The organism is Paraburkholderia sp. CNPSo 3274 (assembly GCF_024206475.1).
Taxonomy (GTDB): Bacteria; Pseudomonadota; Gammaproteobacteria; order Burkholderiales; family Burkholderiaceae; genus Paraburkholderia.
This window is the reverse complement of the sequence record NZ_JAMBPR010000055.1, coordinates 46,479-60,130: the sequence shown is the minus strand read 5'-3', so window position 1 is coordinate 60,130 and position 13,652 is coordinate 46,479. Positions and strand designations below refer to the sequence as shown.

At 62.0% G+C, this 13,652-nt stretch carries 11 protein-coding genes and 2 pseudogenes; 5 read left to right on the top strand and 8 right to left on the bottom strand.

Going from position 1 to position 13,652, the window contains the following annotated elements; translation table 11 throughout:
• From M3I54_RS30620 to M3I54_RS30610, 3 genes are all read right to left on the bottom strand, one after another.
• Positions 1-675 (bottom strand): chloride channel protein (locus tag M3I54_RS30620; RefSeq protein WP_254342693.1); only part of this gene is annotated, 675 nt, incomplete at its 3' end.
• Between the two features lie 128 nt (positions 676-803).
• Entirely contained in the window at positions 804-1,550 is a 747-nt protein-coding gene (locus M3I54_RS30615) for a glucose 1-dehydrogenase (protein WP_254342698.1), read from the bottom strand.
• 221 nt (positions 1,551-1,771) lie between these two features.
• Positions 1,772-2,767: an aldo/keto reductase gene (locus M3I54_RS30610; protein ID WP_254342692.1), complete on the bottom strand. Its 996-nt coding sequence runs from the start codon at positions 2,765-2,767 to the stop codon at positions 1,772-1,774.
• Between the two features lie 310 nt (positions 2,768-3,077).
• Here M3I54_RS30610 and M3I54_RS30605 point away from each other — a divergent pair, with 310 nt between their 5' ends.
• The 3 genes and pseudogenes from M3I54_RS30605 to M3I54_RS45420 all read left to right on the top strand — a co-directional run.
• Positions 3,078-3,368: a microviridin/marinostatin family tricyclic proteinase inhibitor gene (locus tag M3I54_RS30605; protein ID WP_254342689.1), complete on the top strand. Its 291-nt coding sequence runs from the start codon at positions 3,078-3,080 to the stop codon at positions 3,366-3,368.
• Positions 3,369-3,464: 96 nt separating this feature from the next.
• Positions 3,465-4,466 carry an MvdC/MvdD family ATP grasp protein gene (locus tag M3I54_RS30600; RefSeq protein WP_254342687.1) on the top strand — a complete coding sequence of 334 codons (1,002 nt, stop codon included), beginning with the start codon at positions 3,465-3,467 and terminating at the stop codon, positions 4,464-4,466.
• Between the two features lie 1,056 nt (positions 4,467-5,522).
• A pseudogene (locus tag M3I54_RS45420) lies at positions 5,523-5,582 on the top strand (hypothetical protein); the annotation flags it as partial.
• A gap of 8 nt (positions 5,583-5,590) precedes the next feature.
• Here the strand turns inward: M3I54_RS45420 and M3I54_RS30590 are convergent.
• Both M3I54_RS30590 and M3I54_RS30585 read right to left on the bottom strand, forming a co-directional pair.
• A pseudogene (locus tag M3I54_RS30590) lies at positions 5,591-6,403 on the bottom strand (cation:dicarboxylate symporter family transporter); the annotation flags it as partial.
• Between the two features lie 115 nt (positions 6,404-6,518).
• Positions 6,519-7,685 (bottom strand): mandelate racemase/muconate lactonizing enzyme family protein, encoded by a 1,167-nt coding sequence (locus M3I54_RS30585; protein ID WP_309249652.1) that lies wholly within the window; start codon positions 7,683-7,685, stop codon positions 6,519-6,521.
• Between the two features lie 140 nt (positions 7,686-7,825).
• Here M3I54_RS30585 and M3I54_RS30580 point away from each other — a divergent pair, with 140 nt between their 5' ends.
• Both M3I54_RS30580 and M3I54_RS30575 read left to right on the top strand, forming a co-directional pair.
• On the top strand, positions 7,826-8,755 hold the full coding sequence (locus tag M3I54_RS30580) for a LysR substrate-binding domain-containing protein (protein WP_254342677.1): 930 nt from the start codon (positions 7,826-7,828) through the stop codon (positions 8,753-8,755).
• Positions 8,756-8,950: 195 nt separating this feature from the next.
• Positions 8,951-9,853, top strand: coding sequence for an NAD(P)-dependent oxidoreductase (locus tag M3I54_RS30575; RefSeq protein WP_254342669.1), 903 nt, complete (start codon positions 8,951-8,953; stop codon positions 9,851-9,853).
• 62 nt (positions 9,854-9,915) lie between these two features.
• On the opposite strand, the gene M3I54_RS30570 is transcribed toward M3I54_RS30575, so the two are convergent.
• The 3 genes from M3I54_RS30570 to cls all read right to left on the bottom strand — a co-directional run bounded on the left by M3I54_RS30570 (position 9,916) and on the right by cls (position 13,633).
• Positions 9,916-11,157 (bottom strand): cystathionine gamma-synthase family protein, encoded by a 1,242-nt coding sequence (locus tag M3I54_RS30570; protein WP_254342667.1) that lies wholly within the window; start codon positions 11,155-11,157, stop codon positions 9,916-9,918.
• Between the two features lie 88 nt (positions 11,158-11,245).
• Complete coding sequence (locus M3I54_RS30565; protein ID WP_254342665.1) at positions 11,246-12,232, bottom strand: GNAT family N-acetyltransferase; 987 nt, start codon at positions 12,230-12,232, stop codon at positions 11,246-11,248.
• A gap of 129 nt (positions 12,233-12,361) precedes the next feature.
• Complete coding sequence (gene cls / locus M3I54_RS30560; protein ID WP_254342663.1) at positions 12,362-13,633, bottom strand: cardiolipin synthase; 1,272 nt, start codon at positions 13,631-13,633, stop codon at positions 12,362-12,364.
• Positions 13,634-13,652: the final 19 nt, after the last annotated feature.

The window sequence follows — 13,652 nt, the reverse complement described above, 5'->3', positions numbered from 1 at the left end:
GAAATACACATAGTTGCCTTGCAGCGCGAGGGAGACGACGCCCGAAAAAATGATCGCGGTGATGATCACGCCGCTCGTTCGCGCCTCGAAGCTGCGCGTGAGTTCCTCGATGGCGAAGACCACGCCCGCGAGCGGCGCATTGAACGCGGCAGAAAGGCCCGCGGCGGCGCCCGCGAGGGCGAGCTTGTATTCGAGGCCGACGCCGTACATGCTGCGCAGCCGCGCCGGGTAGAAACGCCGCAGGCTGTACATCAGCGCGGCGCCCACGTGGATGGTCGGCCCTTCGCGGCCAATCGTGAATCCACCGAGGATCGCGAGGAACGACAGGGCGATCTTGCCGATCAGGATGCGCAGCGTGAGCAGGCGCGGGCCGAATTTGCGCACGTCGTGCAGTGTGGCGATGACCTGCGGGATGCCGCTGCCCTCCGAACCCGGAAACCAGCGGCGCGTGGCCCAGACGCTGAACGCGGCGATGGCCGGCGTGACGAGAAGCGGCAGCCACCGGTAATGGGCGGTCATCTGCACAAAGAGCGCGTAACCGAAGTCGATGAGCCGCGCGTACATGACCGCGACGAGCCCCGTCGCGATGGCGCCCAGCCAGAACACGCCGAAATACAGCCAGCGCCGCCGGCTGCGCAGGATCGTGCGGCTGTCTACAAGGTCGGAAACTCGCATGAGGCGGCTTGGCCAAACTCCTCTTTCCGAAGCGTTGCCGGTCGTGCCGCCGCCTGGGCGACCCGACCGATCTTTGGGAGATTAGCACGCACGCGTTTTTTCGCGCCAGCCAGTTTCACCCACCCGCTTTAGCGCATGCCCCCGCTAGCGACGATATGCTCGCCCGTCAACCATTTCGCATCGTCCGATGCGAGGAACACCACGGCCGAGGCGATATCGTCCGGCTGGCCTACCCGTCCGAGCGGCGTCTGGCTGACCGCGTGGCTTTCGAACTCCGAGCCGATGACGCCAGCCGTGTGTGCGCCTTCTGTCTCGATTACGCCAGGATTGATCGTATTCACGCGGATCTTGCGCGGTCCCAGTTCGCGTGCGAGCACGCCGGTGATCGCATCCACGGCGCCCTTCGTGCCGCTATAGACAGCGGTCGTCGGCGGCGTGATCGTCGTCACGACCGAACTCACGTTGATGATGCTTGCGCCCGCGCCAAGATGCTTCACGGCCGCCTGCGTAGTGAGCAGCACGCCGAGCACGTTCGTGTCGAACTGCTTGCGGTATTGCGCCTCCGTAAACTCTTCGATAGGCGCGAACTCATAGACGCCAGAGTTGTTGACGAGGATGTCGAGGCGACCGTAAGTTTCGACGGCGGTGCCGATGATGCCTTGTGCGTCCGACGCCTTCGACACGTCGCCGCCGACGGAAACCGCCTTGCCGCCGGCCGCCGTAATCGCGCTCACCACCGCATCGGCGCCCGACTTGCTGCTCGCGTAGTTCACGACCACCGAAGCGCCTTCGGCCGCGAGGGCCTTGGCGATCGCGGCGCCAATGCCTTTCGACGCGCCCGTGACAACCGCCACCTTGCCTGCAAGTTTACCCATCATGTTCTCCTTACCGTAAGTCGCAGCATCGAATAGAACCGGCGTCTCGACTTGCACGAAGCCATCGGCCGGCGACGAGTAGGAATCTAAAGGTCCGCGCCGCCGCGATAAAGCGGCGGGGCGCGAATTGACTGGCAGGATCAGCCGAACAATCGGGGCAAAGCGGAACAAAATGGAGTAAGCGCGCGCAGAAATTCCGGCGGCATCGACAGCAGGGGCTTTCACCAGCGCTGGTGGACGTGCGGCGCAATATATTGTTCGTAAACGTCGCGCACGCGTTGCATCGCCGCATCGGACAGCGGCGCGAGGCTCGCCGCCGAAACATTCGACGCCGCCTGGGCCGCGTTCTTGCTGCCCGGAATGATGACGGAAACGGCGTCTTCCATGAGTATCCAGCGCAGGGCGAGTTGTGCCATCGACGCGTCAACGGGTACCAGGCCGCGCAGTTCGTCGACCGCCTTCAAGGCAACGTCGTACGGCACGCCCGAGAACGTTTCGCCGACGTCGAATGCCTCGCCATGACGGTTGAACGCACGGTGGTCGTCTGCCGCAAAAACGGAATCCGCGGACAATTTACCGGTGAGCATGCCGCTCGCGAGCGGCACTCGCGCAATGACCGCAACGGTTTTCCTTAGCGCCTCCCGGAAAAACAGGTCGGCAGGACGTTGACGGAACATGTTGTAGATGATCTGCACCGAAACCACATTGGGATATTCGATCGCCTTCAGCGCTTCCTCCACCTTTTCGACCGAAACGCCGTAAAAGCGGATTTTGCCGGCGGCGACAAAGGCGTCCATCGCGTCGAACACCTCCGGGCGGTAATAGACCTCCGTCGGCGGGCAGTGCAGTTGCACGAGGTCGAGCGTGTCCACGCCGAGGTTCGAGAGACTCCGGTCGATGAAGCCTTCGAGTTCGCGCGTGTTCAGATAGCCGCTGGTCACATGCGGGTCGAGCCGGCGTCCGAGCTTGGTGGCCACGATGGGACGCTCGCCGCCGCGTTGGCGCAACACGTCCCGGATAATGCGCTCCGAGCGGCCGTCGCCGTAGACGTCGGCGGTGTCGATGAACGTGACGCCGTTATCGAGCGCAGCGTTCAGCGCGGCTTTGGCGTCGTCTTCGCCAACGCTGCCCCACGAGCCGCCGATTGCCCATGCACCAAACCCGATTTCGGACACATCCCAGCCGGTACGACCAAATTTTCTCTTTGAAAGCGTCATTTACGTGCTCCTCCTGTGATTTGCGCAGTTATCTTGCAGGCGTTTCAATGGTCTCTGCGCCCGTAGTGTAGCTGGCTGTTGGCCCTGCTGTTGGCCCTGCTGTTGGCCAATGGCCACCTTTGCGTGCCTGCGCGTTGGCTTCGAGCAAACGATTCCAGCCTTGATTCGACATGAATGCTCCGCCACGACAGGCCGTTGCGCGCCGCAGTGAAGCGCGGACATCGCTGGCACGGCGGTTGCAGGAAGTGGCGGCGGCCTATGCCGCCGTAGTGGTTATCAATGGCCCCACACTTCCCGCGAGGTAAGCATCATGTCTAACGTCAAGATTGAAACTCAGGAACCCGTACCGTTTTTTTCGCATTTTCTGGAAGGCCAGTTTTCCAGGAATCTCACGACAGCGGAGATGCAGGCCATACGCGGCGGTGCGGTCGTGACGATGATGGCGCCGTCCGACCAGGAAGGCATGCCGGCCGGCGAATTGCCCGACTTCCTGGGAATGCTCCGGCACATGGGGTTCCCTATGGGACAGATGCCCGGCATTCCGTCCTCGCCGGTGACGACCATGGCGTATCCCTCGGACGGCGAAAATGCTTCTATTTAGTATGCCTGTGCATCATCAGGGGGCAATGCCTGGACCGGAGTCGAGCGCGCGGCAAGGTGCTATCCCGCCGCGCGCCTTCAGTAAAGGAGCGCAACCATGTCCGAACGGCACCCACGGCCGGTGGTACTGATCATCACCCACAGCAACGACAACGAGAGTATCCCGCTGGTCATGAATGCTGTCGCGGCACAGGGCGGCATGGCTTACCGGTTCGATACCAACCGATTTCCCACCGATATTCAGCATTCCGGCCATTACAGCGGCGACGAGGAGCGGCAGGTTATTGCGTGTGAGGACTACGAGCTGGACCTGGGCACGGTGTCCGCCGTCTGGTATCGGCGGATCGCCATCGGTCAGTGCATTCCTGAGACGATGGACCGGCAGCTCAGGCGGGCTGCAGTCGATCAATCGCGCGCCACGCTGCACGGCATGATTGCCAGCCTCGATGCGTTTCATCTCGATCCCGTGCACCGCCTGCGCCGCGCGGAAAACAAGCAGCTTCAGCTCAAGATCGCGAGAGAAGTCGGGCTCACGATTCCACGCACCTTGATCACCAATGCGCCAGAAGCGGTGCGCAGTTTCGCACGCGAATGCAAGCAAGGGATGATCATGAAGACGCTGTCATCGTTTGCCATCTACGAGCAGTGCGACCAGAGAGTGGTCTTTACCAACACGGTTCATGACAAAGACCTCGAGCGCCTCGATGACCTTCGGTATTGCCCGGCCATCTTTCAGGAGCAGGTGCCCAAGGCGCTGGAACTCAGGACGACGATCGTGGGAAACCGGATATTCACCGCGTCGATCGATTCCCAACGGGCCGAAAAATCGAGCGTCGACTGGCGCCGTGACGGCCTTGGGCTGCTCGAAGCGTGGGAGCCGTACTCATTGCCGCCCGAGGTCGAGAATGGGCTGCTGAAGCTCATGCACGCTCTGGGCCTCAACTACGGCGCCGCGGATTTCATCCTCACCCCCGACGGCCGTCACTGCTTTCTGGAGGTCAACCCGGTCGGCGAATTCTTCTGGCTGGAAAAGCACCCGGGGTTACCGCTCTCGGGTGCGATTGCCGACCTGCTCGTTTCGAACAAACGAGGTTCGTGACAAAAGGGAGGCGCCGACCTGCGCGCCCCGTCACGGCCTCGACCTCAAATCGGTTTTTCGATCGCCGCCTGGCCGCGAGGCGTCACCGTTTGCTGCCCGTCCTTGTCGAAGCCGCTATAGGTCCAGTCCAGTTTTCCGGAAGTGGTTGCGACCGAGCGGGTCAGGCCGATGCCGTATTGAGTCAGATACGTTCGACGCGTCTTGTTCTGGACGATGCCATCTTTCGTCTGCTCGCAGTCCAGGTCGATCGCTTTGCCGGTGAGCGCGGCGTTGAACTGGGAAGCCGGATAGTAGCGGCTTGTATGGCAGGTCCATGTGAGCGCCCGGAAGTTGACGATCTGGACCGTCGTGCCGAACTCGAACGTCGTGGTATAGGTTTCGTTCTCCTGCGGCACGTTGAAAGCGAACTGGCTGTTGTCGGCGTCGTGCGCGACGAAGGGGATGAACGCCGCCGTCTGCGCGTAGTTCGCCGTTTCCTCTTTCAGGCTGTAAATGTTGAGGTAAGAGAGGCTGAACGTTGCGGCGGCGGGCACACCATTCGCCGAGCTTTCAAATACCTGCTGGACCATGCCCGTATCTTGCGCGTTGATCAGCACGGTTTTGAAGTCGCGCTCGATTCCCGCTGTGCCAACGTGGCCCGTTACCTTGCCAAGCACCGTCAAGACCTTGAAGGGCAGCATGTGCGTGCCCGGTGCCGGCATCTTTTCGCGAACGCTCGTGGGCAAGGAGTCCACCGCAAAGTGCGCCGCGAGATAGCCGGGCTTGTCGTTGGCCATATCCTTGACCGGCACGAACTGGACGCATCCTGACAACAGCGCCGCGGATGTGAGGGCAGTGCCGACGAGCAGGCGGGGTATTCTGTTTCGCATCTTTTTCTTCGATTCTCTGTCAACGGATGGGCTGCCGGTCAAACGAGCACGGCTTGGCATGCATATCGGCGCGGTACGAGAGTTCTTTAATCGAAGATCGAAGCGAGCCCCCTCAACTAACCACCCCGAGTACCGGTAACAGTCTCGCCACACGGCAAAGGCATGTCGACGGCTGACGCTTGCTTCGATGCATAAGATACCGGTTTCCGGGCTCGTGCTGCTGCTGGGCGTGGATCGCTTTCTGAATGAAGCTCGCGCGGTGACGAATCTGATTGGTAACGGCGTGGCGACGATCGTGGTCGCGCGGTATAGCGAAAAACCGCAAACGCGCATGACGAGCCCGAGCACGACCACGACGAAGAAGATCGACGTCACGTACAGACAAAGCATCAACTCGCCAAATGACGCCAGCGTGCCGAGTCCGTACTTCGCGATGGTGAACGCCATGCCGCCAAACGCGCCCACGGGCGCGACGTACATGACGATACGCACGACGCCGAACATGCCCTGCAAAAACATGTCGAGCATATCGACGAGGGGTGCGGTGCGCGGGCCGAGCTTCGCCAGTGCAATGGCGAACAGCACCGAGAAAAAAATAATCGGCAGAATTTCGCCGTTCGCAAACGCGCCGACGATGCTGTTCGGCACGATGCTCATGAGGAACCCGAGCGCCGTGTGGTCGTGGGCCGCGTGCGCGTAGCTGGCGATAGCCGAGCTGTCGAGGTGCGCCGGATCGATGTTCATGCCGCTGCCTGGCTTGATCACGTTCACGACGACGAGGCCCACGAGAAGCGCGATGGTCGAAGCCACTTCGAAGTAGAGCAGCGCCTTCACGCCTACGCGGCCCGCTTCGTGCAGATCGTTCATTCGGGCAATGCCCACGACGACCGAAGCGAAGATGATCGGCGCGAGCGCCATGCGGATCAGCTTGATGAAGAGGTCGCCAAGCGGTTTGAGATCGGCTCCGATATCCGGATAGAAGTGGCCGACGAGAATACCCGCCACAATACCGATCAAGACTTGTATGCAGAGCTTCGAAAGATACTTTTTGAGTTTCGGGGGCCGCATGTCTGTCTCCTGAGCATGGCGCCATCCAGATGAATCCGGGCGACCGCCAACCGCCATGCGTGCGGCGATTGTGTTTTCGGTCGCGCTTTTCTGTTCGCTTCTCTTCGCTTGGGCGTCAAGCCGCGAGCTTCTGCATTTGCTCAAACAGATCGGCTTTGCCCTCAAAGCCGATGCCGGGCAGGTCGGGCATGGTGATGTAGCCGTTGTCGACCTTCACGCCATCGGGGAAGCCGCCATAAGGCTGGAACAGATCGGGGTATGACTCGTTGCCGCCAAGCCCGAGGCCCGCAGCGATGTTGAGCGACATCTGATGGCCGCCGTGCGGAATGCAGCGGGTCGCGGACCAGCCGTGCTGATGCAGCATCTCCAGCGTGCGCAGATATTCGACGAGGCCATAGCTCAACGCGCAGTCGAACTGCAGCCAGTCGCGGTCGGCTCGCATGCCGCCGTAGCGGATGAGGTTGCGCGCGTCCTGCATCGAGAACAGATCCTCGCCGGTCGCCATCGGCTTGTCGTAGTAGTTGCGCAGCGCTGCCTGCAATTCGAAGTCGAGCGGGTCGCCCGGCTCCTCGTACCAGAACAGGTCGTATTGCGGGAGCGCTTTCGCGTACTGGATCGCGGTGTCCAGATCGAAACGGCCGTTGGCGTCGACGGCAAGCTTCTGGCCGTCGCCCAGCACGCTCAGGATCGAATCGATGCGGCGCAGGTCCTCGTCGAGCGACGCGCCGCCAATCTTCTTCTTCACGACCGTGTAGCCGCGGTCGATATAGCTGCGCATTTCGTCTTTGAGCTTGTTGTGGTCCTGGCCCGGGTAGTAGTAGCCGCCCGCCGCATACACGAAGATCTTGCGGTTGGGCTGGCCGTTGCCGTAGCGCTCGGCGAGCAGCTGGAAGAGCGGCTTGCCTTCGATCTTCGCCACGACGTCCCACACCGCCATGTCGATCGTGCCGATCGCAACCGAGCGCTCGCCGTGACCACCCGGCTTTTCGTTGGTGAACATCGTGGCCCAGATCTTGTGCGGGTCGAGGTTGTCGCCCGCGTCGTTCACGAGCGACGCGGGATCGGCTTCGAGAATGCGGGGGATGAAGCGCTCGCTCATCAGCGTGCCCTGGCCATAGCGGCCATTCGAGTTGAAGCCATAGCCGATGACGGGCTTGCCGTCGCGGATCACGTCGGTGACCACGGCGACGAGACTGAGCGTCATCTTGCTGAAGTCGATGTAGGCGTTGCGGATCGAGGAACTGATCGGAACGGTTTTTTCGCGGATTTCAACGATTCTCACGGGGGTGTCTCCTGGTGGCACGGCCAGCATGCGCGGTCGTTCGCGTGGTCGTTCGCGGTTAGCTGGCTGTGGGAGACGCTAGGTTATGCGCCCGGATCGGTACTATGATTCACTTGTTTTCACATCTTTATTAACCTGCGGTGAAGAATGATCTGACCTCCTACTTGGAGTTTTTCGTCCTGCTCGGGCGCTATGGAAGCCTTTCGAGCGTCGCGCGGGACATGGACATCACGCCGCCGGCGGCGACCAAACGGCTCGCGCAGCTCGAGGCGCGCCTGGGTGTGCGGCTCGTCAACCGGACCACCCGTAGCGTGAGCCTGACCGCCGAAGGCGAGACCTTTCTGCACTACGCGACGCGCATTCTCGCCGAAGTGAAGGAAATGGAAGACGTGGTGTCGTCGAGCCGCTCCGTGACGCGCGGCTTGCTGCGTGTGAACGCGACGCTCGGCTTTGGGCGCACGACGATCGCGCCGCTCGTTTCGGAGTTTGCGAGGCGGCATCCGCATGTCGAAGTGCAGCTCGATGTCACCGACCGGCCGATCGACCTCGTCGAAAGCGGCGTGGATCTGGCGATCCGTTTTGGCGAGTTGCCCGACAAGCGGCTCATTGCGCGGCGCATCATGACGAACCGCCGCTTGCTGTGCGCGTCGCCGCGCTATCTGGAGATGCAGGGCACGCCCGCAACGCTTGCCGATCTCGCCAATCATCAGTGCATCGTGCATCGACAGAACGACAATGCCTACGGTATATGGCGCCTCGCGCGCGGTGGCGAGGCGCATTCGGTGAAGGTGCACGGCATGCTGTCGAGCAACGACGGCGATATCGTGCTCGGCTGGGCGCTCGACGGGCACGGCATTCTGCTTCGCTCGGAGTGGGACCTGGCGAAGTATCTGGAGAGCGGGCGGTTGCGCGTCGTGCTGCCTGAGTTCGTGCAGCCGCTTGCCGATTTGTTCGTGTATTACCCGAACAAGCGCAATCAATCGGCGCGTGCGCGTGCGTTTATCGATTTTCTGGCGGAGCGGTTCAATCGGCAGACTGCGGTGGCTGCGCCCGCGCAATCGGGCGCGTGAAGACCTTTAAGGACGAACGACGCTCACGCGCTGGACGCCTCGCTTACAGTCGCGGGGCAGGGCAAATTGGCTCCGCGCTGCGCAGACAGTCCATCCGGCTGGAAAGGGAGCGGTGGTCGTTACAGCCGGCCAATGTTTGCGGTAACGTGCGCGTTTGCAGAGGCTGGATTGACGCGACGAACAGGAGAGAGACAGATGACAAAGCGAGTCATGGTGACCGGCGGCAGCGGCCTTGCCGGCAAATGGGTGGTCGAGAACCTGGTAGCGCACGGCTACGAGGTGTTGAATCTGGACCGTGTGCCCATGCCGAAGCGCATCGCGCGCACGCTGATCACGGACATCACCGACGCGGGCCAGGTTTTCAATGCGATCGCATCGACCACGGCGCCGGTGGAATTCGCCGACGACCTGGAGCCGAAACCGATCGACGCGATCGTTCACTTCGCGGCGATTCCCCGCATCATGTTGACGACCGATAACGAGGTTTACCGGATCAATGTGATGGGGACCTATAACATTCTCGACGCCGCTGCGAAGCTGGGGGTCCGCAAGGTGATCGTGGCCTCGAGCGAGACGACGTACGGCGTGGTGTTCGCCCACCGGCATCGCGATCCCGCGTACTTTCCGCTCGACGAGAACTATCCGGTGGATCCGATGGACAGCTACGCGACCTCGAAAGTGGTCAACGAAGTGACCGCGAAGGCATTTCAGGCGCGCACCGGGTCGGACATCTACTGCTTTCGCATCGGCAATGTGCTCGATCCCGAGGACTACGCGAAGTTCTCCACGTGGCTCAAGGACCCCGCGCTGCGCAAGCGCATTGCGTGGAGCTATATCGACGGGCGAGACCTCGCCAACGCGTGCCGCCTCGCCATCGAAACGGACGGGCTCGGCTTCGAGATCATGAACGTCGCGGCGGATGACGTGTCGTCCGACTTGCCGACCCAGACGCTGCTGGATCGCTACTATCCGGGCGTGCCGGTCAAGAAGGCCCTCGGCGAGTTCGAGACGCTGCTCAGCAACGAGAAGCTCAAACGGCTGCTCGGCTGGCAGCAGCAGCACTACTGGCGCGACGAGGCAAAACGTTTCAATCCGTAAGCGCTGCAAACGCGCGGGGCCAGCAAGTGCTGGCCCCGTTCACGACATCTACGCTCCTGGCGTTATGCCGCCAGCTTGAGCGCTTGCGAGAAGTCCGCGATCAGGTCGTCGATATCCTCGATGCCCGCCGAAAGCCGCAGCATGCCGTCGGAAATGCCCATTGCCTTGCGCGTTTCCGCGCCGGCTTCGAAAAAGATCGTCGGCGCGACGGGAATGATGAGCGTGCGCGTGTCGCCGAGACCGGTCGCCTTGATCGGCAGTTCGAGCGCATTGACGACGTCGATCATGCGCTCCGCGTTGAGTAATTCGAACGAGAGCAGCCATGACGCGCCCTTGAACAGTGCCTGTGCGACCTCGTATTGCGGATGGCTCTTCAAGCCCGGATAGAACACCTTGCCAATGGCGGCGTGGCTTTCGAGAAACTGCGCGAGTGCGAGCGCATTGTCGCTGCTTTGCCTCACGCGCAGGGCGAGCGTTTCCGCGCCCATTGCGATGGCGTGCGCCTGCTCGGACGACAATGATGCGCCCATGTCCCGCAGTCCCTTCTTGCGGATCTGCAAGAGCCCCTGATCTTTCGCCGCCGAACGCCGGTAGTCGTCGGCAATATTCGGGTACGCGCTCCAGTCGAACAGGCCCGTGTCGGTCACCGCGCCGCCAAGCGCGGCGCCATGGCCCGCGATGGTCTTCGTCAACGAGTTGATGACGAGGCTCGCGCCGACCGCCTTCGGCTGGAACAAGGCGGGCGACGTAATCGTGTTGTCGACCACGTAGGCAATGCCGCGCTCGCGGCACAGTTCGCCGATGCCTTGCAGGTCGGGAATCTGCGTGCCCGGATTCGCGATGGTTTCGACGAACACCATGCGCGTATTTGGCTGGATGGCGTTCTTCACGTTCTCGGCGTCGCAGGCGTCGACGGTCGTGATTTCCACGCCGAGCGTGCGCAACGTGCCGAACAGGCTGTTGGTGTTGCCGAACACATAACGGCTCGACACGAGATGATCGCCCGCGCGCAGCAGCGTGAGGAAGGTCGCCGTGATCGCGGCCATGCCGGTGCTGAAGCAGACCGTGCCGGTACCGCCTTCCAGGCTCGTGATCTTGCGCTCGAGCGCGGCCGTCGTGGGGGTGCCTTGCCGCGCGTAGTTGAAACCGCCTTTCTTCGTGCCCTGAAACACGCCGATCAGGTCCTCGACGCGCTCGAAACCATATTGCACGGACGTATGAATCGGCTGGCGCACGCCGCCGTGCTCGGTGCCCGCGATCCTGTCGCCGTGAACGATGCCAGTGGTGAAGCCTTGCTTGCTCATTCTTACTCCGTTTCTCAAGTCGATTGCGCCTGGCACATTATCGCCTGTAACGCGTGTTGCCGGCATTGGGGCGCGCCGAGCCACTGCGCTAACGCAGTTCGGACTCCGACGGTTCCAGCACGCTGCGCAGCTTGCCGAGCAGCCAGTTCACCAGCGCGTTGTTGTGCCGGTAGTGATTCCAGGTGGGAATCTGGCGGGCGCCCAGAATGCGCTTGAACTCATAGGAAGTCGCGCCCAGCTCGATTTCCTCAAAGCCTTCGCGAATGCCGAATTCGACCGTGCGAATGAACATGGCGAAGTACAAGCCGTATTCCTGGCTCTTTTCGTAGTCGAGCCCGATATAACGGTTGACGAGGTGCCGTCCCTTGCCGATCAACTGGGTGAAGCCAATCAACTCGTCGTCCAGAAAGTACAGCAGATAATGGCTAAGGCTGCGGGTATTGGCGAAATACTCCGGCGTGAGCTTCTCGAACTTCAACTCGGCTTTTTGCCAGGTGTTCAGATAGAGCGCATACACACGGGCGACGAGGTGATCGGGCAGGCCCGCGCACTCTTCATAGCGCAGTGCGGCGGCTTTCTTCAGTTTGCGCTTGAGCAGGTTCCTGCGGTCGCTCTTCATGGCCTGGTAGTAGTCCGGGCCGATCGACAGCACGGGCACGGGCAGGCCTTTTGCTGCCACGAAGCCGCGCAGCGGCAAATCCTCGGCGAAACCCTTGTACGCGAGCAGGCTCCCTTTCTTCGCAAGCGCCGCGCTGATGAGCGCGAGCGTCTCCTGCGAGACTTCGCCCTGGATGCGGCCGGCATCGACGGTCGGATGCCCGATGCAGGCCAGCTTGAAGCGGATCCAGCTCAAGCTGCGCTTCAGCCAGCCGCTCGGAAGCAGGGTGTTGAGCCGGAAATCCATCACGAAGTAGGGCGCCACGGTAACGAGCGCGCTGTCCCGGTACACGGCGAAATAACCGAAGCTGAAATCATCCAGCCGGGCCGTCTGAAAGGCTTGGTAAAACTCCGCCCCCTCCGGCTCGTCGCGCAGAAACCCCTCTGGCGGATTGGCCAGATCCTCGATGTACAGCATGGATTGCGGTCCCTTTTTCTGATTGCTTTGTTGACTGCCCAATGTCGGGCACCGATTGTCGGCGATCTTCGCTTCGTTGTCGATTGGCAACGCGGCGCTCGCGCAGGCGTCGCAGACATCATCGACGCGTCACAGCTGCGAATCGAGGAGGGCGGCCGCGTGTTCGAGCAGCTTTTCGTGGAGCGAACGGCGGCGCCAGTCTTCAAGCGTGATGCGTTTCGCCAGGGCGACGTCGGCATCGAAAATGGCCGTCTGCTGGCGCGCGAAATCGCGGTCGTAGATGTTGAGATTGGCTTCGTCGTTGAGCTTGAACGAGCGGCTGTCGAAGTTGGTCGAGCCGACCGACACCAGATACTCGTCGACGACGATCAGCTTGCAGTGGAACATCGTCGGCTGATACTCGTACATCTCCACGCCTGCCGCGAGCAGATCGCCCCAGCACGCGCGCGACGCCTCGCGCACCGTGTGGGTGTCGATGCGCTTGCCGGGCGTGATGATGCGCACCCTCACGCCACGCTTCGCCGCCTCGACGATCGCGTTGATCGTCAGCTTGTCCGGCACGAAGTACGCCGTCGACAGGTGGATCGAGCGCGCCGCGGCGGTGATCGCCATGAGGTACATCAGCTCCATGTCGTCGCTGCCGCCCGAGGGCGAACTGCTGAACACGTGCGCGAGGCCGTTGCCCGCGGCGTCGATCTCGGGAAAGTATTGCGGGCCGTGCAACACATTGCCCGTCGACTTGACCCAGTTGTCCATGAAGACCGCCTGCATCTGTCCGACCGCCGGGCCTTCAACGCGAAAGTGCGTATCGCGCCAATGCTTTTCGTCCTGCGCATGGCCGGTCCATTCGTCGGCGATACCGACGCCGCCCGTGAATCCGATGCGTCCGTCGATCACGAGCAGCTTGCGGTGCGTGCGGTCATTCATGCGGCCAAGACCCGTCCAGTGCGGCTTGTGATACAGCACGAGCTGGGCGCCCGCCTCGCGCAGCATCCGTTGATAGCGCTTGTCCATCTTCGACGAGCCGACCCAGTCGAGCAGCACATGCACGGCGATACCCGCGCGCGCCTTGTCGGCCAGCGCGCGTGCGAATTCCTCGCCAATCGCCCCGGACCAGTAAATGAAGGTCTCGAAGGTGATCGTGTGCTGCGCGGAGCGCATGCCCTCCAGCATCGACGGAAAGATCTCGTCGCCGTTCACGAGCGCCTCGAAGCGGTTGCCTCCCACGACGGGCGGCCCGAGCAGGAGCCCCATCGAGCGGATGAACTGCGGACTGTCGCTCGCGTAAAGCCGTTCGATCTTGTGCTCGATCTTCTTTTCGCCGCTCGTGAGGTTTGCGATCACCAGGATGACGACGAGCGTCACCGCGACCGTCACGACAATGAGGGCAATCGTCGGCATGCGTGGGCCTCGCTTCGCG